Source organism: Paenibacillus sp. FSL R5-0486 (genome assembly GCF_037975155.1).
Lineage (GTDB): Bacteria > Bacillota > Bacilli > Paenibacillales > Paenibacillaceae > Paenibacillus > Paenibacillus amylolyticus.
In genome coordinates, this window is sequence record NZ_CP150237.1 from 3,491,343 (window position 1) to 3,514,234 (window position 22,892).

Annotated in this window: 19 protein-coding genes; 14 read left to right on the top strand and 5 right to left on the bottom strand. The window is 43.5% G+C overall.

The genetic code is table 11. The annotated features are described in order from the left end of the window. The first annotated feature begins 24 nt into the window (after positions 1-24). Both ascB and MKY01_RS15610 read left to right on the top strand, forming a co-directional pair. A complete protein-coding gene (gene ascB, locus MKY01_RS15605; protein ID WP_339286935.1) occupies positions 25-1,491 on the top strand; it encodes a 6-phospho-beta-glucosidase in 1,467 nt (488 codons plus the stop codon). A 173-nt stretch (positions 1,492-1,664) separates the two neighbouring features. Further along, positions 1,665-2,789, top strand: coding sequence for a phosphotransferase (locus MKY01_RS15610; RefSeq protein WP_339286937.1), 1,125 nt, complete (start codon positions 1,665-1,667; stop codon positions 2,787-2,789). A 98-nt stretch (positions 2,790-2,887) separates the two neighbouring features. Here the strand turns inward: MKY01_RS15610 and MKY01_RS15615 are convergent, their stop codons facing one another. Further along, complete coding sequence (locus MKY01_RS15615) at positions 2,888-3,739, bottom strand: AraC family transcriptional regulator (RefSeq protein WP_339286939.1); 852 nt, start codon at positions 3,737-3,739, stop codon at positions 2,888-2,890. A 176-nt stretch (positions 3,740-3,915) separates the two neighbouring features. On the opposite strand from MKY01_RS15615, the gene MKY01_RS15620 reads away from it, so the two are divergent. After that, positions 3,916-5,322, top strand: a complete 1,407-nt coding sequence (locus MKY01_RS15620) for a glycoside hydrolase family 4 (RefSeq protein WP_339286941.1) — start codon at positions 3,916-3,918, stop codon at positions 5,320-5,322. Positions 5,323-5,409: 87 nt separating this feature from the next. Here the strand turns inward: MKY01_RS15620 and MKY01_RS15625 are convergent, their stop codons facing one another. After that, on the bottom strand, positions 5,410-6,297 hold the full coding sequence (locus MKY01_RS15625) for a LysR family transcriptional regulator (RefSeq protein WP_339286943.1): 888 nt from the start codon (positions 6,295-6,297) through the stop codon (positions 5,410-5,412). A gap of 151 nt (positions 6,298-6,448) precedes the next feature. Here MKY01_RS15625 and MKY01_RS15630 point away from each other — a divergent pair, with 151 nt between their 5' ends. The 4 genes from MKY01_RS15630 (at position 6,449) to MKY01_RS15645 (ending at position 11,471) form a co-directional block, all read left to right on the top strand. Continuing rightward, positions 6,449-7,195 carry an acetoacetate decarboxylase gene (locus MKY01_RS15630; protein ID WP_082704226.1) on the top strand — a complete coding sequence of 249 codons (747 nt, stop codon included), beginning with the start codon at positions 6,449-6,451 and terminating at the stop codon, positions 7,193-7,195. A 14-nt stretch (positions 7,196-7,209) separates the two neighbouring features. Then, positions 7,210-8,244 carry a 2-dehydropantoate 2-reductase gene (locus tag MKY01_RS15635; protein ID WP_339286947.1) on the top strand — a complete coding sequence of 345 codons (1,035 nt, stop codon included), beginning with the start codon at positions 7,210-7,212 and terminating at the stop codon, positions 8,242-8,244. Positions 8,245-8,956: 712 nt separating this feature from the next. Next, on the top strand, positions 8,957-10,234 hold the full coding sequence (codB, locus tag MKY01_RS15640) for a cytosine permease (protein WP_127548615.1): 1,278 nt from the start codon (positions 8,957-8,959) through the stop codon (positions 10,232-10,234). Beyond that, a complete protein-coding gene (locus tag MKY01_RS15645) occupies positions 10,203-11,471 on the top strand; it encodes a cytosine deaminase (RefSeq protein ID WP_076253096.1) in 1,269 nt (422 codons plus the stop codon). Before codB ends, MKY01_RS15645 begins: the two co-directional genes overlap by 32 nt. An 86-nt stretch (positions 11,472-11,557) precedes the next feature. Here the strand turns inward: MKY01_RS15645 and MKY01_RS15650 are convergent, their stop codons facing one another. Further along, positions 11,558-12,682, bottom strand: a complete 1,125-nt coding sequence (locus tag MKY01_RS15650) for a GerAB/ArcD/ProY family transporter (RefSeq protein ID WP_339286950.1) — start codon at positions 12,680-12,682, stop codon at positions 11,558-11,560. Positions 12,683-12,812: 130 nt separating this feature from the next. Between MKY01_RS15650 and MKY01_RS15655 the strand changes: the two genes are divergently transcribed. Both MKY01_RS15655 and MKY01_RS15660 read left to right on the top strand, forming a co-directional pair. After that, positions 12,813-13,775, top strand: coding sequence for a WYL domain-containing protein (locus tag MKY01_RS15655; protein ID WP_127548619.1), 963 nt, complete (start codon positions 12,813-12,815; stop codon positions 13,773-13,775). Positions 13,776-13,860: 85 nt separating this feature from the next. Then, a complete protein-coding gene (locus MKY01_RS15660) occupies positions 13,861-14,391 on the top strand; it encodes a VOC family protein (RefSeq protein ID WP_282321386.1) in 531 nt (176 codons plus the stop codon). Here MKY01_RS15660 and MKY01_RS15665 read toward each other — a convergent pair. After that, on the bottom strand, positions 14,388-15,239 hold the full coding sequence (locus tag MKY01_RS15665) for an AraC family transcriptional regulator (protein WP_282321385.1): 852 nt from the start codon (positions 15,237-15,239) through the stop codon (positions 14,388-14,390). The two genes, MKY01_RS15660 and MKY01_RS15665, sit on opposite strands and share 4 nt — an antisense overlap. 128 nt (positions 15,240-15,367) lie before the next feature. Here MKY01_RS15665 and MKY01_RS15670 point away from each other — a divergent pair, with 128 nt between their 5' ends. Next, positions 15,368-17,308, top strand: coding sequence for a beta-L-arabinofuranosidase domain-containing protein (locus MKY01_RS15670; RefSeq protein ID WP_282321384.1), 1,941 nt, complete (start codon positions 15,368-15,370; stop codon positions 17,306-17,308). Positions 17,309-17,409: 101 nt separating this feature from the next. Here MKY01_RS15670 and MKY01_RS15675 read toward each other — a convergent pair whose 3' ends face one another. Then, on the bottom strand, positions 17,410-17,739 hold the full coding sequence (locus MKY01_RS15675) for a winged helix-turn-helix transcriptional regulator (protein WP_339286954.1): 330 nt from the start codon (positions 17,737-17,739) through the stop codon (positions 17,410-17,412). Between MKY01_RS15675 and map the strand changes: the two genes are divergently transcribed. The 4 genes from map (at position 17,656) to MKY01_RS15695 (ending at position 22,157) form a co-directional block, all read left to right on the top strand. Further along, positions 17,656-18,396: a type I methionyl aminopeptidase gene (gene map / locus MKY01_RS15680; RefSeq protein WP_282321382.1), complete on the top strand. Its 741-nt coding sequence runs from the start codon at positions 17,656-17,658 to the stop codon at positions 18,394-18,396. The two genes, MKY01_RS15675 and map, sit on opposite strands and share 84 nt — an antisense overlap. Before the next feature lie 170 nt (positions 18,397-18,566). Beyond that, positions 18,567-19,805, top strand: coding sequence for a DUF418 domain-containing protein (locus MKY01_RS15685; RefSeq protein ID WP_282321381.1), 1,239 nt, complete (start codon positions 18,567-18,569; stop codon positions 19,803-19,805). Positions 19,806-20,385: 580 nt separating this feature from the next. Next, the gene (locus MKY01_RS15690; RefSeq protein ID WP_282321380.1) at positions 20,386-20,853 is read left to right on the top strand and encodes a DinB family protein; all 468 of its coding nucleotides are present in this window, start codon (positions 20,386-20,388) and stop codon (positions 20,851-20,853) included. Positions 20,854-20,963: 110 nt separating this feature from the next. Continuing rightward, entirely contained in the window at positions 20,964-22,157 is a 1,194-nt protein-coding gene (locus tag MKY01_RS15695; protein ID WP_282321379.1) for a crosslink repair DNA glycosylase YcaQ family protein, read from the top strand. Positions 22,158-22,892: the final 735 nt, after the last annotated feature.

Sequence of the window (22,892 nt, forward strand, 5' to 3'; positions counted from 1 at the left end):
TACAAAAAAAAGGAGAGAAATAACATGACAAAAACAATTAAACACTCATTTCCTGAAGGATTTTTATGGGGCGGAGCTACCGCTGCCAATCAGCTCGAAGGTGCATATGACGCAGACGGCAAAGGACTCTCTACCTCAGACATGGCTCCATTCGTTCCTCACGAGGAGCGCGATGGCAAGGATTTTACCTTCGACGTGGATTCTGTTCAATTGGAAGAATATCTGAGCGGTAACACCAACGTATATTTCCCGAAACGGAACGGCGTGGATTTCTATCATCGCTACAAAGAAGACATTGCCTTGTTTGCAGAGATGGGTTTCAAAGTGTTTCGTCTTTCGATCGCGTGGACACGGATCTTCCCAACAGGAGAAGAAGCAGTTCCCAATGAAGCTGGACTTGCCTTCTATGATAACGTGCTCGACGAACTCTTGAAATACGGCATTGAGCCGCTCGTAACGATCTCTCACTACGAGATGCCCGTTGAGTTAACCCGCAAATACAACGGCTGGGAAAGCCGCGAGATGATCGATCTGTATCTAAAATTTGCCAATACGCTGTTTGACCGTTACAAAGACAAAGTGAAATACTGGATCACCTTCAATGAAATGAACATGATGCTGACAAGTCTGTATACTGGCGGCGGCATTCTGGAAGATAAAATCAAGGGAAACCCGGAGCAAGTAGCTTATCAGGCAACGCATCATCAGTTTGTAGCTAGTGCGCTGGCTGTCAAAAGCGGAAAAGAGAAAATGCCGAATGCACAAATCGGCTGTATGATCTGCCGTCTGGAAACGTATGCTGCTTCTAGTAAACCGGAGGACGTTCTGCAGACGCTGAAGGAAGATCAGATGAACCTGTTCTACCCAGAGGTGCAGGCACGAGGCGAATACCCATCCTATATGCAAAGATATTTTGAGGAAAACGGCATTGAACTGGCTAAAGCTCCTGAGGACGATGCCATTATCCGGGACAATACCGTGGACTTTATTGCTTTCAGTTATTACATGACGTATATCGGAAAATATGATCCCAATGACAACAGCAACTCTGGTATGCTGGTCAGTCAGATCAAAAACCCGCATCTGAAAGCTACCGAATGGGGATGGCCTATCGATCCAATTGGTCTTCGCGTCGCGCTGAACCGATTGTATGATCGTTACCGGATGCCGCTCTTCATCGTTGAGAACGGGCTGGGTGCTATCGACACACCGGAAGAGGACGGGGCAGTGCATGACCCTTATCGCATCAATTACTTGCGCAGCCACATTGAACAGATGAAAGAAGCTGTCGCTGACGGCGTTGAATTGATGGGTTTCACTAGCTGGGGACCTATCGATATTATTAGTTGCTCGACTTCTGAAATGGGCAAACGTTATGGTTTCATTTATGTAGATCAAGACAATGCCGGCAATGGTTCATTGGAAAGAACCCGCAAGGATTCCTTCTACTGGTACAAACAAGTTATTGAAACGAACGGAGAAATCCTGTAATTATACAAAATTCTTACACGCCGCCCGTATGGGCGGTTCTTTATTTTACACTAGTAAAATCAGGGATAATTATGTAAACTTGTGATATTCAAACAAGAGGAGTGAATTCAATGTCTAACAAGGTGATTTTGCTTTAGGTTCACAGAAGGATATTTGGGTTACAGGGATTCCTTTTGTGGACATTGCAGTGCGGGAAACCGTCCAAACAATGTTTACTGGAGGAGATTATTATTAATTTTAACGAAGCTGTTAACATCAGCAATACACATGTACTGACGCTGGTACCCGAGTTGTTTGACCTGGAGGGTTACAATATTCAGCTTATTCCGCCTCATGAGGGTGGACGTAATGTGGTTTACACTTGCGAGCAAGAGGGGCGTGAATCGCTAATTCTACGGGTGTCTTTTTTGCCTGACAGAAAGCGGGAAGATTACATTGCCGAACTGGAGTATGTCCGGTATCTGTTTGAGCACGGTGCAAGTGTCTCGAATGTAGTCAGCTCGAAAAAGGGCGATCTGTTAGAAGAGGTCACTTATGGTGAGCATACGTTCTTTATCTGTATGTTTGTGAAGGCCACAGGGAAGTTGCTGGTAGAGAACCATTATCAGTACCGGGAAGGCGTTCCACTTAGCGAATACTATTATAATAGCGGTAAAGTTCTGGGCAGAATGCATCAGCTATCGAAAGGGTACACTCCCGTCCATCGCCGGCATCATTTGATTGACAATTACAGCGGTGAATATATCGATAACCTAGTACCTGAATCATTTCCTCTACTTAAGGAGAAGATGGTTGAGCTTCTGAATACCTTAGAAGGTTTGGATACAAACCAAGAGACATTCGGCATGATCCATTTTGATTATAACGATGGGAATTACTCAATCGATTTTGATACCGGTCAGATCACCGTGTATGATTTTGATAATTCATGCTTCGGTTGGTATATGTATGATCTGGCAGATCTATGGACACATGGCGTCGGCTGGATTCAATTTGAGCCGAATGCGGATAAACGCAAACAGTTCATGGATGACTATTTCCAAACCGCCCTCGCTGGATATACTTCCGAGACCAAGATCGAAGATTCGATGCTGGAGAAGCTGCCTTTATTTATTCAAGTCACTCTCTTGGAGAATATTCTAGGTCAATTTGAGGAAATGCAACGTGCTGGCGAAGAACCGGAAGCTAACGAAGAACTGTTGTATCTCATTAAATGTCTGGAAGAGGATATACCGTATAGAGGATTTTTCCATGAGATGTATTCCACTGAAGCTCCTTTTGAGTATGAGGGACGCTGAAGGGACCTGTACGTAAACTAAACCCTGAATAACCAAGGATTCATCAAGTGGGGAGGCAGCCGGATTGATCGGTTGCCTCTTTGTTTGTCTGCTGTATTTTATTCAAATTTGGAAGGGGGCACGTTGTAGAATTTTTTGAATGCTTTGGAGAACGTAAAGGGATCGGGATAACCCAGAAATCCGGCAATTTGCTGGATCGTATATTTTTTCTCATACAGATAGTCTCTGGCCCGGTTCATTTTGATCTGATTGATATACTGCCCCGGTGTGATACCGAGAATTTTTTTAAACAACGAAATAAAATATTTCTCAGAGACGCCGGCAATATCTGCAAGTTCGTTAATTCGGATGGCACGATGCAGATTCGCATCCACGTATGGGAAGACATTCTGCAGAACTTCCAGACTTCCTTCGATCTTCCTCGGTTTTCGGTCTTTCAGAAACTCACCCTGATACAGCCCTTTCCTATGTAATTCCAAAATTTTGGCGATGACGAGAAGTAGAGAGGCTTTCAAATAAAGTGGACTGGCGGAAGCGCCGCTACTCTGCTTGAATCTTCGATAGGACGAGGTGAAGAGTGTTGATTCCTCATGAATCAGATTGCCAAGTACGATGCCCGGGAGCTGAAACTCGCCGAGAATCCGCTTCTGCTCAGCGATGCTGAAATCAAAGTGCATGTATACGAATCGGCACAACTCTCCGGTCGTGGAAGCAGTGTAGGGCATATCCGGATAAAAAAACACGACGTCACCCGGGTTCGCCATATGCTCGATTCCATCGATGGTAATTAGCACGGAGCCAGCTGTAATGAACCACAGATCATAATCAGAATGAGACTTGTGCTCCGTCCAATTACTGTCGTGTGTTTGTTCCAAATAAGAGCTCATGCGAAGTGTGATATACTCCGAAAGTTCGTCGATTATACTCATATTTACAGTTCCTGTATGCATCTAATCCAACTCATTCCTCTCTACTTTATGACATCCTTCATTTTTGACTATCATAACAAAGGATTTATCTCTTGTTAACTATCGTACGATATGACATGTTTTGAAAACTATCACACATTCCGATTCCATCCCACTCACCTATAATGAACTTATACCGTTAAAAGGAGGGGTTATTAATGAATGCTACAAGTACTCAGCATCCAAAAGTAGTTGTTATTGGGGCTGGCAGTCTGTTTTTTGGTCGGCAGTCCATCTGGCAGATGGTACACTCCCCATATTTGAATCAGGGAACGCTGGCTTTGGTGGATACGGACGAGGAACGGCTTTCGAAAATGGTGAAATTAGCGGAAATGGTCGCCAAGGAGAACAACGTATCCCTAAAGATTGAGGGTTCAGTGGACCGAAGACAGGTACTACCGGGAGCCGACTTCGTTGTGCTCAGCTTTGCGGAAGAATCGGTGAAATATCGGGGCATTGACTGCCAGGTTTCTCTAAAGTATGGAATTCGTATGTGTTCCGGCGATACAATTGGCCCTGGTGGAATCTTTCGCGCGATGCGGGAACTGCCGGTTATTATGGAATGTGCCAAGGACATTGAGGAGTTATGTCCGGATGCTTGGGTGATCAATTATATTAACCCTTCTACCGTGCACGGTATCGCTTTACATCGTTATGCACCCAATCTCAAATCATTTGCACTGTGCGATAGTCATCATATGCCGCATAAAAAAGCCTATTATGCCGTAAGAGCTGGTATCATAGGAGACAATAGCCAGTTCACTGAGGAGATCAATCAGAAATTCGATTTTTGTATCGCTGGTGTCAATCATTTCACTTGGCTGCTCAAAGCCGAGTATGAAGGAAACAATGTGATGCCCACAATTGCAGAAGCCATGCGCAAAATGGCAGGTGAGGAGAATAATGGCGGTGATCGCGGCGCAAAAGCACTGTATAACGATGCAATTACCTATGAACTATATGATATTTTCGGAATCATTCCCACTTGTACAGCGCATACAAAAGAATACGTTCGGTATTGGCAGGGTCTTGGCAAAACTGCGGACACCATCCCGCCATTATCGATCTGGGAGACAGAGGACAGATATGAGCGTCATGATGAAATGTGGCGTCAGGTGGATGACTTTCTTGCAGGGAACATCCTGATTGCCGATTATATGAGCACCTTCGGACCAGATCATGCGACTGACATCATCGAGAATATGGTGGGTAACTTGGGCAAAAAGTTCTTCATCAATACGCTCAATCAAGGCGCGGTAACTAATATGAATAACGATTCGTTCCTGGAACTACTGTGCGATGTAGATATGGATGGAGTGAAGCCACTCCATGTAGGCGAGATGCCACGTGGAATTAGAGGTATGCAAGAACTTGTACTGGATACGCATGAGCTCACAGTTGAAGCTGTTCTGGAACAGAGCTACGAGAAGCTGAGAAGGGCGATGCTCACCGACCCGCTCGTGAGTTCCATCAGTGACGCGGACAAGATCATCCATGAATTGTTGGAGCTGGAGCGTAAGATGATTCCGGACATTTGGTATAAGGACAGACTGCAGTATAACTAAGAACGATAACGATCAAAGACCACGTCGGTTCCTTCCATGGGACTAACGTGGTCTTTGTTTTTATCTTTTGTCATGTATCAAGAAATCCTACTCCACTTTAAACAAGCTAGCATGGTCTTCATAGTACGAAGTAATAAAATCACGAAATTCTCGAACAATAGGAGATAACCATTTTTGTTTGACCCAGGATAGGCTAATGGGATATATGGCTGAATCATCAGCAATTTTTACATAACGTAACCCCAGTGCTCTACATACGGAGATCGGAATTAATGCAACACCTTGATTAAGGCTGATAATTTCAAGCAGGGTATGAGAATCGACCTCAAATGCATGATTGGGGAGGAAACCTGCTTTTTCACAGAGCATAGTTGTAAAGCGGCTGTACTCCTTATTATCGGCAAGGGAAATAAAGGGCTCATTTGCAACAACACTTAATGAAATGCTTGTTTCTCCGCCGTATGCATGATCCGTGGGCACAACAAGAACAATGTCTTCCTCAACAAGAACAACACTCTCAATCTCCTCATCCTGAATCGGATGCCCCGTAATGCCCAGATGCATGTCACCTTTCTTCAAACCTGTAATAATTTCACTGCGGGTCCCAATACCCTGATGAAGCTTAGTTTCGGGGGAACCGTTGATATAGTCACTAATGAGACCTGTGAGGAACCGAGTATTCGTAATCGAGATCCTGATTGTATTGGATATTTGCTGTTCCTCCGCTTTAATCTCCATCTCTGCATTTTCAATTTCAATAAAAATCTGGTTTACATGCTTCAATAAAATCTCACCTGAGGAATTCAATTGAATATTTCGTCCTCTCCTATGAAATAGGGGGGTACCGAGTTCATCCTCAAGTCTTTTAATCGTTAAGCTCAGGGAGGGTTGAGCGATATTCAATTGTGCAGCTGCCTTGGAAATATGTTCAGTATAGGCAACGGTCTGAAAGTATTTTAGCTGAAGCAATTCCATTCACATGCACTCCTTATTTATTCTGATAAATATATATAGTACTTATTATGTATTATATTAAATTTAAATATTGATGTAGAATTTTTTTATGAGATACAGATCAAATTTTAAATACCAAAATTCAACTAAATTTATAAGGTAGGTGTCTTTGATGAAAATCGATGTGAATAACATAGCTAAAAATCTGAATACACCCCTAACAGCTCCGGCATATCCAATGCCACCGTACAAATTCGTGAATCGTGAATATTTGAATATTATTTACCGGACCGATGAAAAAGCGTTGCGGGCAGCCGTACCAGAACCTCTCGAAATTACTGAACCACTGGTTAAATTCGAAGTGATGTGGATGCCAGATGTTTCTGGACTGGGTGCATATACAGAAGCTGGACAAGTTATCCCTGTACAATTCAATGGGGAGGAAGGCGATTATGTGCATTCGATGTACGTAGACAATTTCCCCGCGATTGCGAGTGGTCGAGAGCTCACCGCCTATCCGAAAAAGCTGGGTGCGCCCAAGCTGTATACCGATTCAGATACACTTGTCGGCACACTTGATTATGGAACGCTGCGTGTAGCCACGGCAACGATGGGATATAAACATGTGGAGATGGATAAAGAGTTCGCCAAACGTGAAATATGCCGACCTAATTTTATGATTAAGATTGCTACCGACTATACCGGGAATTTAAGAATATGTGATCTGATCCGTACTCAAATTACGGACATCGAAGTGAAGGAAGCTTGGACAGGACCTGCCCGACTTCAACTGTTCGAACATGCGTTGGCTCCTCTTGCAGATCTGCCTGTATTGGAAGTGGTGTCCGCTTCTCATATCCTTACCAACCTAACCTTAAACGCTGCACAACCTGTATATAACTACCTGGAAGAAAAATAAGGAGGAAAAATAAAATGAGAATTGCAATTGTAGGAGCAGGATCTTTGGGAACCATCGTAGGCGCATATCTTGCGGATGGTGGACTGGACGTTGAGTTAATTGATGCATATCAAGAACATGTAGATGCTTTAAATCAGACAGGTGCTAAAGTGACGGGTACCACAGAGTTTCAGGCAAAAGTAAAAGCCATTACTCCTGATCAGAAATCAGGACAATATGACCTCGTGTTACTTTTAACCAAACAACTCTACAACGATTCCATCCTTCAGGAATTAATTCCATTCTTGAATGAAGACAGTATGGTGTGTTCCTTGCAGAACGGGATTCCGGAAGAAAAAGTGGCGTCCATCGTGGGTGAAAAACGTGTTATTGCTGGCTCCGTTGAATTCGGCGCTACGTTCATTGAACCAGGTGTATCAAGTCTGACTAGCGAGTGCACTCAATTTAAGCAGTATGCTTTTCAGATTGGTGAATTAAATGGTGCAATCACCGAACGAATTCAGCGCGTGAAATCGGTGTTGGACCTTGTGGGTGGAACACATATTTCCGATAACCTGGTTGGAACCAAATGGTCCAAATTGCTGATCAACAATGCCTTCAGTGGTTTATCGGCTGCATTGAATGGTGAATATGGGGACATTATTGATCATGAAGCCGGCATTGTGAGTGCAGCCCATATTGCGGACGAGACAATTAAAGTTGCTCGCGCCAATGGGGTTACCTTGGTTAAAATGAATGGATTCGACATCGCCTCACTCGAAGTGAACAGCAAAGAAGATATTTCTGAACGGGTGAAAACATTACGTTACGTGATGGAGCCCTCCAGACTGCTCAAAGCAAGCATGCTTCAAGATCTGGAGAAGAACCGCAAAACGGAGATTGATTATATTAATGGGGTTGTTCCAAGTAGAGCAGAAGGTACCGGAATTGCGACACCTTATAATGATTTAGTTGTAAAACTGGTCAAATCTGCTGAAGAAACTCAAACCGTTCCTGATTTTGACACGAACATAAAAGCTTTTGAAGAACTATTAAGTGCACAACACTGAAGGGGCTTTCTCCAAAGGGATTTCCTTTCTACTCAAGGCTAACGAATCTACCGCATATTAAAAGGCTGATCATCAACGTATACAAAATTTAACGAACCTCAGTAACGCTATTCCGTCATAAAACGGTGTCAAGATCTAAAAAATCGACCGAATTGACCGAATAACGTCTCTGTGATTCGTTAGATTTTGGAACTAGGCCAATGGGAGCGAATAGCGTGTGTCAGATTCATTAGAACAAAATCACGTTAAGTAGGGATGTCCTCCGTCATATTTATGACTTGTGGGACATCCCCTGTTTGTTTTATTGGTAAATCTAGTTAGACTTGATTTTAGGACGGCATAGAGTAGTTCTTCACGGTTTATTCTTTTCAATCTACAGGTGCCCCATCATTGAATAACCGTGATCAAAAACAGCTTGCTGTATAAGGAATTAATAACCGTTGGATAATAATGACATTGACAACTGCAGGTTTTTCCAAAATAATAGTATGTAATTGAATACTGGTACCTTTAATTCAGTCCAGAGAGGCTGGCAAGGGCAGCGGATTTCATAATCACGCGAGAATCAGGGCTTATCCCGTCATGGGATGCTCTGTGTCTTCGCGCGGATTATGATGCAAAAAGAGGCTACTTGTCAGTGTATAACTTGACGAGTAGCCTCTTTTTTCTGCTTTTTTTGGTATCAGATACACTTTACGTTGGGGGTATTCTGATGAGCAAACAAGATCAAGAGTTTTCATGGCAAGCTGTGCCGAAATCACAAAGAAACCACTTTTGGAAGACGTTATCCGTCATGCTCGGTTTCACATTTTTCTCAGCAAGCATGCTGGCAGGAGGCACGTTGGGAGTAAGCTTGACGTTCATGGAGTTCATTGGCATCGTGCTTGCGGGTAATCTGGTGCTCGGTATCTACACAGGGGCACTGGCACATATCGCTGCCAAAACGGGCCTGTCAACACATTTGCTCGCTAAATATGCGTTCGGCGCAAAAGGGTCGTATCTGCCTTCATTCCTGCTAGGCTTCACACAAGTCGGATGGTTCGGAGTAGGCGTAGCCATGTTCGCGATTCCAGTCGCCAAAGCCATGGATTGGAACGTGTACCTGCTAATTATCGTGTTCGGACTTGCCATGACGGCATCAGCCATCTTTGGCATGAAGTCACTCGTCATTCTCGGATATATCGCGGTTCCTGCGATTGCCATTCTCGGTGGTTACTCCATGTTCGAAGGTGCAGGTTCGCTGGGTGGTCTGCAAGGGTTGCTTGATTACATGCCGACTCAATCGCTTACCGCGGCGGCAGCATTAACGATCTGTATCGGATCATTCATAAGCGGCGGAACGCTGACACCCGATTTTGCCCGGTTTTCCCGGACATCGAAACAGGCAGTTACCGCAACAGTGATTGCATTCTTCCTGGGTAACTCACTCATGTTTCTGTTTGGTGCAGTTGGTGCAATGGCATATAACTTGGCCGATATCTCGGAGGTCATGTTCCTGCAAGGATTGATCATCCCGGCAATCATCGTTCTAGGCTTGAATATCTGGACAACCAACGATAATGCACTGTACGCTTCGGGTCTTGGTTTTGCGAACATCACCAAAATCTCAAAGAAATTCTTCGTCGTCGTAAACGGTATCGTGGGTACCGTATTCGCCATGTGGATGTACAACAACTTCGTCAGTTTTCTGAACGTACTGGGCGCGGCGGTACCATCGATCGGGGCTATTATTATCGCAGATTACTTCATTGTGAAACGTAGAAACTATAAGCCATTTGCCGACATGTCATTCAAAAATGTAAACTGGGTAGCGATGGTGGCTTGGGCCATCGGCGTGGCATTTGCCCAACTGGCTCCTGGCGTAACACCATTGAACGCACTGCTTGGTACAGCAGTGGCCTATATCGTCTTGATGCTGATTGTTCCTGCGAAAGAATCTAAAGAAATGGGGAAAATAAATGATTATACAGAACGCAAAATTGCGGGGTAAAGAAGGACTATGGAATATCGTTGTGAAAGACGGAAAGTTTGAACGAATTACACAATCGCTGGAAGTGACCGAGAATGAAGAGATCCTGGATGTCAACGGATCGCTTGTGCTGCCACCGTTCATTGAGCCGCATATTCATCTCGATACAACGCTCACCGCAGGCGAGCCGGAATGGAATCTAAGCGGAACGCTGTTCGAAGGCATCCAACGCTGGTCAGAGCGCAAGGCTTTCTTAACACATGAGGATGTTAAAACACGTTCCAAAACGGCACTCAAGTGGCAATTGGCACAGGGTATCCAGCATGTACGGACTCATGTGGACGTTACCGATCCAAGCTTGATCGCAGTTAAAGCGATGCTTGAAGTCAAAGAAGAAATGGCTCCATATATGGACATTCAGCTTGTTGCTTTCCCACAAGAAGGCATTCACTCTTATCCAAACGGGGCAGAATTGCTGGAAGAGTCACTGAAAATGGGCGTTGACGTGGTCGGCGGCATTCCACACTTCGAATTCACACGGGAATACGGCGTTGATTCAATGAAAGTTGCCTTTGATCTGGCCGAAAAATACGACCGTCTGATCGACATCCATTGTGATGAAATCGATGACGAGCAATCCCGTTTTGTTGAAGTCGTTGCCAAGGAAGCTTACGAACGTGGACTGGGTTCACGCACAACGGCAAGCCACACAACAGCGATGGGGTCATATAATGACGCTTATACGTACAAATTGTTCCGTTTGCTGAAGATGGCTGATCTGAACTTTGTCTCTAATCCACTGGTTAACATTCACCTGCAAGGACGCTTCGACACGTATCCGAAGAGAAGAGGGCTGACGCGTGTCAAAGAGTTGCAGGAAGCAGGTCTGAATGTGTGCTTTGGTCACGATGACATCTTCGATCCATGGTATCCGCTCGGTACAGGCAACATGCTGCAAGTACTGCACATGGGGATTCACGCTTCCCAATTGCTTGGTTATGACCAGATCGTGAATTCAATTGACCTCATTACGAAAAACAGCGCAAGAACGTTACACATTGAGGATGTATACGGTATTGAAGAAGGTAAACCTGCTAACTTCATCGTACTTGAAGCAGAGAACGAATATGAGGCTGTTCGCAAACAAGCCGGCGTGCTTTATTCCTACAGAGGCGGCCGTAAAATTGCGGAATCGAAGCCGCGGGACACATCCATCATTTTTGAAGGCGGTACAGAAAAGGTTACTTTTAATAAATAATGAAGAAAATATAATCCCATTAAAGTCGCTATTTAAGCGGCTTTTTTTCTTTTTTGTACTGTCTACACACAATAAGAACCAAACATTCAGCTTGTCTTAAGTGCTTCACTAGAAGCCTGCTTCCCGCCTTTTTTACGAACAAAACTAATGATCAGCAGCAGCAATGGTAACAAGCCAAATAAAAAAATGGACATATTGCCAAGAAAATCACCCAAAGCTAACGTTTCCTCCAGGTTTTTAGGCAAGTAAGCAATTACATACAAGACTGGCAACATGGCGAATTGTATGCTCGTAATATTTTTGAGACGAAACAAATCTCGGATCCCGATTGCCGCAAAATAGTGTTTAAAAGCATAGGTTGCAAAGATCTGCATCAACCAAAACACAATGAACAGTGATTCATAACGCTCAAAAAGAAACCCCTCAATTTCAAAACTTCGAACCATGTCGAACGTTGGCCACATTCGTGTTTGAATTCCTGGCAAAGATAAATTCCCTACAACGGTGACAATCGTGATCAAATAGATAATCGTGCAAATAAGTATGCTGTATATAGCAGCTTTATTGCTTGCTTTCACGTCCACCATGTAAGCTGTGATGATGAGTAAAACTTCATACCCAGAATAGGAGAGACACGAAGGTTTAAGACCCTTCAACACAGGCATGAATCCATCGCCCAGGAGTGGTCTGAGGTTATTAAGTTCAAACATCTTGGTGCTTAAAAGGAAAACCAGCGCTAGCAACACAAGCGTAACGGGCAATACGATTGAAAAGACCCGGATGATGACCTTAAGACCACCCGTTAACATATAAATACCAATCCACAGACTGACCATAATAGTGACCCAAGTAGGCGTGCGCTCAAGGATATACATACTTGTAATTTCGGCCATGACTCTAACTTCGAATGAACAAAGAACAACAAAATACACGATAATTAAAAGTCCCAATAGATAAGCAATCCATTGACCTGTGATTTCGGGTATAAATTCGAACACCGTTTTACCGGGGAATCTACGACACAAGGTTACAAGGAGAATGCTGATTGTGGTTACAATTAATCCTGATAAAATGACAGCAATCCATACATCTGGTGTTCCTACTGCTTTACTAATTGTGCGAGGGAGTGTTAGAATTCCAGCTCCGAGTATTGAATTGATAACTACAATAATTACCTCGGAGGTATTAATATTAGTTGTGGATTGCTTCATTGGCCTTCGCTCCAAACCGGAGTATATTTTTCTAGGTAGTATCGCCCAACGAAGTTGTTTTATGTAAAATATGCTGTACTGATATAATGTAGAGATATCCAATAATGAACTGAAGATGAGGATGCAGGTTATGCCAAAGAACGATAATATGTTAGCCATTCTATGGATGCTGAATTCAGGCACCAAAGTAACTGCAAAACAGATGTCCGAAAAGTTAGAAATCAATATAAGAACCGTATATCGATATATTGATGCATTGTGTGCCAGTGGAGTACCGATCATTTCCGATACAGGTCACAACGGAGGGTATAGCTTGCTGAATCAGCATATCAAAGCACCTCTGTTATTTGATATTGATGAAAAAAAGGCACTTCTCCAAGCTGCTGTGTTTGCAAAAGAAGCTGGATACCCTTTGAGTGAGGCATTGGACAATGCGACATCCAAATTGAAAATGTATACAAATCAGGATCAGGAAAACACACTTCGCCGTCATTTAGCCGGGTTTAACGTTATCAATCGCATGGGAGATCCATCCGTTCAGCCGATCTTGGCGGAATTGGAGCAAGCCGTGGCTAATGATTGCTCTGTCGAAATTGATTATCGCAGAAGCCGTGATGAACAACCCAAGAATAGAGTAATAGACCCGTATGGAATGGTTTACTGGAATAATAAATGGTATACCATTGCGTTTTGCCACTTGAGGAATGAATTCCGCAGTTTTCGAGCAGATCGTATTCTGCGAATCAAGCTTACTCCGCTCCGCTTTAAGCGTTCGGAAGCCTTTTCAGCCCGTGAATTTTTTCTGCAAAATTTATTACCTGATGTAGGGGGCAAAGAGGGGTTAATCTCCTTGGTTATCGAAGGCCGATCAGAGGCATTGGATGACTTGGGGCTACATTGGTTTATGGGACATTATCTGAAAGAGCGGACTTCTAATCAAGCCATCTTTTTATTTGATGAAAAATCAATTGATACATACGTCCCCTATTTTCTCCTATCCTATGGGAAGTCCATTCAAGTCATCGAACCACAGCGTTTGAAGGACAGACTTGTTGCTGTTGTATCCGAGTTAATGGAATACTATCAACTTTAACAACTTCACTGACAGTAGATGTCAGTGAAGTTGTTTTATAATGTTGACAATCTCGGATTACTGAAAAGGAAGGCGGAGTAAACATATGAGTGAACAGACAAAACACAAGGCAGTATCAGGAAAATATACAAACAAGGGTACACCTAACGGCGTTACATCGATTACCCCATTTATAACAGTGAAACACCCTTCTGAAGCAATAGAGTTCTACAAAGTTGTTTTCAATGCAAGGGTGAAAGATATCACTGAGCATCCGGATGGAAAGGGTAACACAATGATCGTTCATGCCGAATTGGATTTTGGAAATGGGTTTTTACAGCTGGGGGCTGCAAACCCGGCATATCAATTGGCTTTGCCCCCAGATCAAGATCATGCATGTTATTCTTTAGGGATTTATGTCATTAATGTGGATGAAACCATTGCAACCGCCGTATCCAGAGGGGCGAAAGTAAGAGAAGAAATTATTAACTTTGCGTCTGGTGATCGATTCGGAAGTATACTAGACCCTTTTGGCGTACGGTGGTCTATTCTGACTCGGATTGAAGATCTATCGGAAGAAGAAAGTAGTCGAAGAGTCGCTGAATGGGCCAAAAGCGATTTTTCCATGAACAGCTAGTTCAGATATTTCTTGCGAAACTGGAGGGGAGATATTCCAACACTTCGCTTGAAGCAGGTAGAAAAGTAAGGGGAATATTGAAAACCCACTTCAGCAGCAATACGATCTATCGACCATTCCGTCGAAACCAGAAGCTGCTTGGCCCGCTCAATCCTGAATTGTAGTAAGTAATGAACCGGTGTGACACCGTATTTCATTTTCATACAGCGAACGATGTAGCTAGGGTGGAAGTGTAGTACCGACGAGATTGTTTCATTGGTGATCTCTTCTTGGTAGTGTTGCTGGATGAAAACAGCTACTTTCTCGGCAAGCCGTGAAGCAGGCGTTTTGGCCATATCGGAGATGCCATTTTCGAGTATAGCCAGAAAACGGAACAGCAATTGTTGCTTCTCCCAGAAGGAATCACCTACCGGCAGTTCCAAAAGCTGTTGCATTAGATCAAATGCGAGCTGGGGACTTAGTACCGTGGATTTCTTAGGTATTCGTATTGATTTTGGCTTATCGAATGGCGATAACGGAATTATCGCTTCCGATTCTTCTATTATGGGACTCTGATGCCAGTTCACATGCTCAAAATGAACCCAGTAAAACGTTGTTTCCTGTTCGCAGGGCCTGAACGAGTAATGCTCACCTTCAGGTAGTAATACCAGTGCATCACCTATGCCAAGTGTCCATTCCGTCCCGTTCTCACCGATATGTAGTTCCCCATCAAACACAAACAGTACATCAAACAGGCCGAAATTTCTTCGATTAGGATGACGGTCGCCTACACGGAACGTTGAACGGCCAGATTCCCAGTAATAAGGAAGAGGTGGGGTTTGTAACGAAACGATTATTTCTTCATTCAATGAATTGCCCTCATTTTTAGTGTCATTTTGTATAGAAAAATGCTCATTCCATTAGTACTCTCACGTTAAGAAAAAGCATATACTCGACTTTGGAAAGAGTCAAATTTTATACTTTTGAGGTGTGTTTAATGGGACAAAACCAGATCCAAATTCAAGACCAATTTTGGAATACATATTCCGATCTTGTACGAGAAACGGTTATTCCCTATCAATGGGAAGCTCTGAACGATAGGGTAGAAGATGCAGAGCCGAGTCATGCCATTCGAAATTTCCGTATTGCTGCAGGCTTGGAGCAAGGTGAGTTTGGCGGATGGGTATTTCAGGACAGTGATCTCTACAAGTGGTTAGAGGCCGTTGCTTATTCGCTCCGTCATCATCCAGATCAGAGGTTAGAGAAGATCGCTGATGAATCCATCGAATTGATTGGCCAAGCCCAACATGACGATGGTTATCTGAATACCTACTTCACGATCAAAGAACCTGGGAAGCAATGGACCAATCTGTATGAAGCGCATGAGCTGTATTGTGCGGGTCATTTAATTGAAGCGGCAGTTGCGTATTACCAGGCGACAGGCAAGCATAAATTGCTAGACATCTCTTGCCGATTCGCTGATCTGATTGATAGTATGTTCGGAACTAAACCGGGACAGATAAGGGCTTACTGCGGTCATCAGGAGATTGAATTGGCTCTGGTTAAGCTATATGGTGTTACGGGAGAAGAGCGTTATTTGAACCTTAGCCGATACTTCATAGATGAACGGGGAAAGCAGCCCAATTATTTCATCGAGGAATGGGAACGCGGAAGCCGGACAAACATCTGGTCCCAGGGAGCGCCTAATCTTGAGGTCTATCAATCTCATCTTCCTGTTCGTGAGCAAAAGGTAGCTGTTGGACACTCCGTTCGGGCAGTTTACATGTACACGGCGATGGCTGATCTTGCGAGACTAACAGGTGACGATGGGCTGAAGGAGGCGTGTGAACGACTCTGGTCGAACACAACAGGCAAACAAATGTATATTACCGGGGGCATTGGTTCAACACATCTCGGGGAAGCCTTTACGTTTGACTACGATCTTCCGAATGATTCCGTTTACGCGGAGACCTGCGCCTCGATTGGTTTGATTTTCTGGGCACGTCGCATGCTTCAATTGGAAGTTAAAAGTGAATATGCGGATGTGTTGGAGAGAGCGCTGTACAACAATGTACTGGGCAGCATCTCTATGGATGGGAAACACTTCTTTTATGTCAATCCACTTGAGGTATGGCCAGAAGCAAGTCACAAAAATCCAGATAAACATCACGTAAAGCCCGTCCGACAAAAATGGTTCGGTTGCTCCTGTTGTCCTCCAAATGTTGCACGGTTGCTAGGTTCGTTAGACGAGTATATTTACGACGTGTCTGAGGATGGCAGAACGATCTATACCCATTTGTATATTGGAAGTAAAGCCTCGTTCGAGCTTGCCGACACCACAATAATATTGCATCAACGCTCTGATTTGCCTTGGAACGGCCGCGTTGAATTCTCGGTTCAGCTCCCCAAAGACAGCGAATTTGCCGAGTTCGAGCTTGCGCTGCGTATACCAAATTGGTTCCAAAACGGACAGCCCACCTTGAAAGTAAATGGTGAACAGCAAGATATTCATGTTGAGAACGGTTACGCTAAAATAAAACGAAGCTGGTCAGATGAAAATACAGTGGAGTGGCTGCTTCCGATCGAGTCGAAGTTAGTTGCTGCGCACCCTTTAATTCGGGCAGATGCAGGAAAGGTGGCGATTCAACGCGGCCCGCTCGTTTATTGCGTAGAAGAAGCAGACAACGGGGCACCGCTCACTTCGCTCGCGTTGGCTACGGAGCCACAATTAACCGCGTATGCTGATCCAGATTTGCTAGGTGGTTGTATCGTTGTAGAAGGGGATGGTCTCTTGACTGACGACAGCGATTTATGGTCAGATGAGAAGCCGTACCGTTCTTATATTAAGCAGACAAAGGCTCTACGTTTCAAGGCCATTCCCTATTATCTTTGGGGTAATCGGCTGGCTGGTGAGATGAGCGTGTGGCTACGCTATTAAAGAGGAAATAAGGACGTACTTTTACAATTCCACAAAAAGAACCACCAAAAAAACGAGCGCACCCTGAACATGGATGCGCTCGTTTTCTACTATCCGTAATCCTATTCGTCTGTATCGGTCGAAGTATCCTCATTGAGCTTCTTATAATCTATTCCCCATGTTTCCATCACACTAATGATGGGCCTCAGCATGTTACCTAAATCACTCAAGCTGTATTCAACTCTGGGCAGTACCTCCGCATAAAAAAGTTGCGAAGCTTTGCTGCTTTGGATATGATTATCTAATGTGCAATCAAAGATAACACTTATGTAATCAATTAATGATAAAAGATAGTGAGGTAAGAAAAAATGATCGCAAGAACAGAAGAAGATTTTAATGGCTTGAAGGAAATTGGCAAAATTGTAGCTTCTATTCGAGATGAATTGGTTCAAAGAACCATCCCAGGCATAACGACTAAAGAACTTGATGATTTGGCAGGAGAGCTTTTTGAGAAAGCTGGCGCAGTTTCTGCTCCAAAAAGTGAATATAATTTCCCGGGATTTACTTGTATTAGTGTTAATGAAGAAGTGGCACATGGTATTCCGGGAGATCGGGTTATTCAAGAAGGGGACATCGTCAATATTGATGTGTCTGGCTCCAAGAACAGTTATTTTGCAGATACGGGACTCTCGTTTGTCGTAGGCGAAGGTGAAGAAGTGTTAACGAAAATATGCGACGTTGTTAAACTGGCATTTGAAGCAGGTCTAAAAAAAGCAAAACCAGGCTCCAAAAAAAGCGGAATCGGGAAAGCCGTATTCCAAACTGCTAGACAGCATGAATTAACGGTTATCAAAAACCTTACAGGACATGGTGTTGGACGTGGAATACACGAAGCACCTGACCACATCTATAATTATAATGATCCATCGGATGATGAATTGTTAAAAGAAGGTATGGTTATCGCATTCGAGCCATTTATTTCAACTTCAGAAGAAGAAGTAGTCCAAACTGGAGATGGCTGGACCTTTGTTACTAAAAACAGCTATGTAGCTCAAATAGAACATACCATTATCCTTACTAAAAATGGTCCGATTATTGTCACTCTTTAAGGTGTTCAAACTGAAAGTCGCTAAATTTAGCGACTTTTTTTGTTTTTGTTTTATTGGTACGTCAAAGTAAATCAAAATATAAACGTTCGCTTATTAATTTATGTTGAAATTATGGAAGGATTTAACGTATATTTAGATCTGATCTTTATGTTATAGACAGAGGTGATTGATTGAGCACATCAAAAAAGCGCGTTCAAGTCATTGATGGACTGCGTGGATTCAGTTTGGTCGGCATTGTGCTGGCGAATATGCTGGCTTTCCAATATGGAATGTATGGCCAGAGCAAACCCCAACTGTTCGGGATTGGCGGAGCAGATCAGGCTTTCCTCTCATTCCTGCTGATCACTGTGGTGGGAAGTTTTATGCCGATTTTTGCATTTATGTTTGGCTTTGGAATGGTTAAGCTCTCGGAAAGCCTAAAATCACGAGATTTACGACCAAAGTGTCATCTGGCACGCCGTTTTCTACTACTGTTTGGAATCGGATTACTGCACATCATCTATCTGTGGGAAGGGGATATCCTTACATTTTATGGTGTACTCGGTTTCTTCTTGCTCATGTTCCTTAATCGGAAGCCCAAAACGCTGCTCATATGGGCGGTACTGCTACTCATGGGAGCGGGCATACTTGGTCTCCCGGCATCTAATCCGATGAACCCGCTGGCGATTGAGTCCATTCATATGGAGAACTACATCATTCAAAGTCAGGATGTATACGGCAACGGCACATACGCGGAAATCAGGAATTTCAGTAATAACGGCGATCCATTCGGCGGGGATTTGGAGCTGTCATTTGCCCTGATAGCCCTGATGTTAGCACCACTCATGACGGTGCCGATGTTCCTGCTCGGCATGCACGCTGCCAGAATAGGCACGTTTAGCGATCCCCAAACGATGCGAGCTATATATCTTCGCCGGGCATCATTATTGATTCCGGTAGGTTTGATACTCAAAGCATATGGTGTATTGGCGCCACAATTGGGTGCGGAAGGTTGGCTCGGAATCGGAATCGGGGGGACGCTTGGAGGAGCGTTGCTTGCACTCGGATACATATACGCATTCGCGCTGTTGTATGCTGGAAACCGCCGTTTCAGCCTGATGGGCAGGTTCGAGGCGGTCGGCCGTCTCTCGTTGACGAATTATCTGATGCAGAGCGTAATCTGTACGACAATATTCTATGGATATGGCCTGGGACTGTTTGGAAGTGTTGGCGTGTTTATCGGAGCGATTATTGCATTTGCAGTCTACGGCATTCAATTGTGGCTCAGTCCGCTATATCTTAAGAAATTTAGCACTGGGCCTGTCGAGTACCTGCTACGGATTTGGACATATCTGTCCTGGAAAGGGCAGCCAAGAAAGAAGAAAAGATCGAACTTAACTACGAATGAAAACGCGCCTGGTGTTCAGTGAAATTAATCGCTATCGCGAAACGCACAAAGAAGCCCGTTCTGATAAAGAAAAGGCTTCTTTTTTTGTAAGATACTAATTTGTAACAGATAAGATACGCCAGTCGGATCCATACTTTTTCATAAAGTACAGCTTATCTGTTTCGTCTGCTACTAAGGGGAATCACTGAAATATACATTTTGTTGCTTCGCAAAAACCTCAATAATACCATCTGGAAGCAAGCTAAACCACGGATCATCGATGTATTGAAACTTGTTAATTCCCGCGCAGCTGTGATTTCTTCTTTACTGGAATAGGTGACAAGTTGCCGTTCAGGTAACTCCTGGCTTGAAGTATTAAGTAAGGGCTTCAAGTCGAAAATTAAAGTACTGCCAGTATAGGAACTTTCAATTGTAATAAGTATATCAAAATGTATATTTAGATAATAAGAGTCTCAAATAGCTTGATGTTCTGTATACAAAAATAGGGACGCCAGTTAAGTTTAGCCGCATTTTTTAACAAGAACATATGTTTGTTTTTTCCTTTTCTTTTGAGTAAATATTTTGTATGATACAAGAGACGTAATGATAGAGGAGGAGTTTGGATGTATCGACAAGTGGATGATTTTTTAAAGGAATGGGCAGTGGCTGTGAAAGGGACATTGCAAGTATTACAAGCCGTAACAGATGACAAATTAGGACAAAGTATTTTTGAAGGGCATAGTACACTAGGTTGGTTAGGCTGGCATTTAGTAGAAACAACAGGTTATTTTAGTCATTTAGCAGGTTTAACTGTACCAATGATTGGTCAAGATGAGCCAGTTCCAGCGACAGCAAGAGAAATTGTAGCAGCTTACGAAAAAGCAGCAGAGGCGGTCAAGGAAGAGGTAGCCAAGCTATCAAATAAGGACTTGCTAACAGAAACAGGCTTAGAAAGTCTTGCAACAAAAGGTTCATTATTACGTTTCTTAATTGACCACCAAACACATCACCGCGGCCAAATGACGGTGCTATTACGTCAAGCAGGCTTACCAGTACCACCCGTGATGGGTCCAACAAAAGAAATGCAATAACGAATAGATGTCTTTCTTGGTAGTGGCTCCTCAAAGTTAGAGTCTTTCATAGGCGGCTGATTGGTTGGTTTGAGTTCGGTATTGCATTTAAATTAGAGGTAGGTGCAAACATGATCCAATTAACAAACCGCCAGGCACGGCAATTTCTATTGCTGAAGCATGGACTTTTGGGCGAATATAAATTTAGTGAAAAGAAGGGCGTATTGGACTTTGCTCGGCAGGTCAGCTGCATTCAATACGACCCCATCGATGTTTGTGGAAAAAACGCCGAATTGGTGCTACAGTCGCGAATCAAGGGATTTACCAAGGGAATGCTTGCCGAGTTGCTGTATGAGGATAGAAGCCTTGTCGATTATCCCGACAAGAACCTAGCCATTATCTCTGTCGAGGACTGGCCGTATTTTGAGCGATACAGGCAAGCCGCAAGGCAACATGCCGAACGTTATCCCGAAATGGAAGCGTTGACTACGCAAGTACGGGCTCATATCCAAAATCACGGTGCACTAAGTTCGGATGATTTAAAATTGGATGGGGATTTCTCATGGCAATCGGCCATCCACTGGAGCGGTGGAAACAATTCATCTCGATCGGTGTTGGAACAGATGTATTCGACGGGTGAGTTGATTATCCATCATAAAAAAGGAACGCGTAAATATTACGATATGGCCAAGAAGTACATACAACCAAATCTGCTGAATGCATCAGAGCCGCTGGAGGATGAGCTTGAGCATCATAAGTGGCGGGTACTGCGTCGAATCGGCTCTGTTGGTCTCTTATGGAATCGTGCGTCAGATGCATGGCTGAATATATGGGGGCTGAAAGCAGCACAGCGCACCGAGGTTTTTCGCCAGCTATTACACGAATATCGCATTGTTGCTGTTGCTGTGGAACAAATGAAAGACATGCTGTACTGCCTCGCGGAGGATTTACCGCTTATTGAAGCCGTTCTGAGAAATCAGGAGCAGAAATTGCGTTGTGAGCTTATTGCCCCGCTGGATAATTTCATATGGGACAGAAAACTGATCAACACATTGTTTGGCTTCGATTACACCTGGGAGATTTACACGCCTGCAATCAAACGAAAATTCGGCTATTATGTGCTGCCTCTATTATATGGAGAAAGCTTCATTGGACGGGCCGAGATAATCGTGGAGCGAAAAACTGGAACGCTCGTTCTTAAAAATATCTGGTACGAGAACGGTGTGAAGCAAACAATGCAATTGCGAACAGCCTTGAACAGTTGTTTCCAAAAGTTTGCGGTATTCAACGGGTGTAAGACGATTTCGGCAGAGTCTATAAACTGATATTTGCCTGTATTTGTATATAGGTAATGAATTTGGATACCGTTCTGAATCGACATCCTCACCAACCATAAATTAAAAGAGGTCATTCCGCTAACGGATAGCGTTAGTTTAACAAACAGGCCGCAATTAGTACATTTATCACCCATAAAAGAACTCTCCAGACTAGGAGGGTTCTTGAATTTTTATCCATATGTTTGTGGGTGGTGTCAGTTACGCTGGTATTGCTTCTAAGAGTAGGTGGTTTGTTCTAGCACGAAGAATGACCATAATTAATTTTGTATGCTTATATTACCTTTATTTGTTATACTCACTGAAGAATAAGAAATATCCCTAATGTTTCCTGTTACAATTTGTAGTTTTATAGATTCAACATATCAACTCTAATACATAAGCTAACTATTATAGTGCGGGCAGTGGTAAGGTAATGTGAAATGATAGATGAAGCATATACATTCAACTTTTTCCACTCAGGCTTGAAAGGATCGTTATTGTGCTAAAAATAATTAATTTTCTTCTTTTCTTGCTGATCATTTGGGTAGTCATCTTTTATCCTTTTCGTTTTGCTTGGTTTGAAGGTTTGAAACAAATTCCTGCAGATCTTCATGGTGTTTATTTACTTTTCTTGTTCTTTGGATATCTGATCTGTTCATCGGCTATGGGACTTATGGTTGGCAAGATGTTTTTTAAACGAAAAGAACAGTGAGTATGTGTAGGTAGGAAGTAGGGAGCTTGGAG

Excerpts from the sequence above, each read along its gene's own strand:
- ascB (WP_339286935.1), top strand. The coding sequence starts at position 25 with ATGACAAAAACAATTAAACACTCATTTCCTGAAGGATTTTTATGGGGC.
- MKY01_RS15615 (WP_339286939.1), bottom strand. The coding sequence starts at position 3,739 with ATGCATACAGGAACTGTAAATATGAGTATAATCGACGAACTTTCGGAG.
- MKY01_RS15620 (WP_339286941.1), top strand. The coding sequence starts at position 3,916 with ATGAATGCTACAAGTACTCAGCATCCAAAAGTAGTTGTTATTGGGGCT.
- MKY01_RS15625 (WP_339286943.1), bottom strand. The coding sequence starts at position 6,297 with ATGGAATTGCTTCAGCTAAAATACTTTCAGACCGTTGCCTATACTGAA.
- MKY01_RS15630 (WP_082704226.1), top strand. The coding sequence starts at position 6,449 with ATGAAAATCGATGTGAATAACATAGCTAAAAATCTGAATACACCCCTA.
- MKY01_RS15635 (WP_339286947.1), top strand. The coding sequence starts at position 7,210 with ATGAGAATTGCAATTGTAGGAGCAGGATCTTTGGGAACCATCGTAGGC.
- codB (WP_127548615.1), top strand. The coding sequence starts at position 8,957 with ATGAGCAAACAAGATCAAGAGTTTTCATGGCAAGCTGTGCCGAAATCA.
- MKY01_RS15645 (WP_076253096.1), top strand. The coding sequence starts at position 10,203 with ATGATTATACAGAACGCAAAATTGCGGGGTAAAGAAGGACTATGGAAT.
- MKY01_RS15650 (WP_339286950.1), bottom strand. The coding sequence starts at position 12,682 with ATGAAGCAATCCACAACTAATATTAATACCTCCGAGGTAATTATTGTA.
- MKY01_RS15655 (WP_127548619.1), top strand. The coding sequence starts at position 12,813 with ATGCCAAAGAACGATAATATGTTAGCCATTCTATGGATGCTGAATTCA.
- MKY01_RS15660 (WP_282321386.1), top strand. The coding sequence starts at position 13,861 with ATGAGTGAACAGACAAAACACAAGGCAGTATCAGGAAAATATACAAAC.
- MKY01_RS15670 (WP_282321384.1), top strand. The coding sequence starts at position 15,368 with ATGGGACAAAACCAGATCCAAATTCAAGACCAATTTTGGAATACATAT.
- map (WP_282321382.1), top strand. The coding sequence starts at position 17,656 with ATGATCGCAAGAACAGAAGAAGATTTTAATGGCTTGAAGGAAATTGGC.
- MKY01_RS15690 (WP_282321380.1), top strand. The coding sequence starts at position 20,386 with ATGTATCGACAAGTGGATGATTTTTTAAAGGAATGGGCAGTGGCTGTG.
- MKY01_RS15695 (WP_282321379.1), top strand. The coding sequence starts at position 20,964 with ATGATCCAATTAACAAACCGCCAGGCACGGCAATTTCTATTGCTGAAG.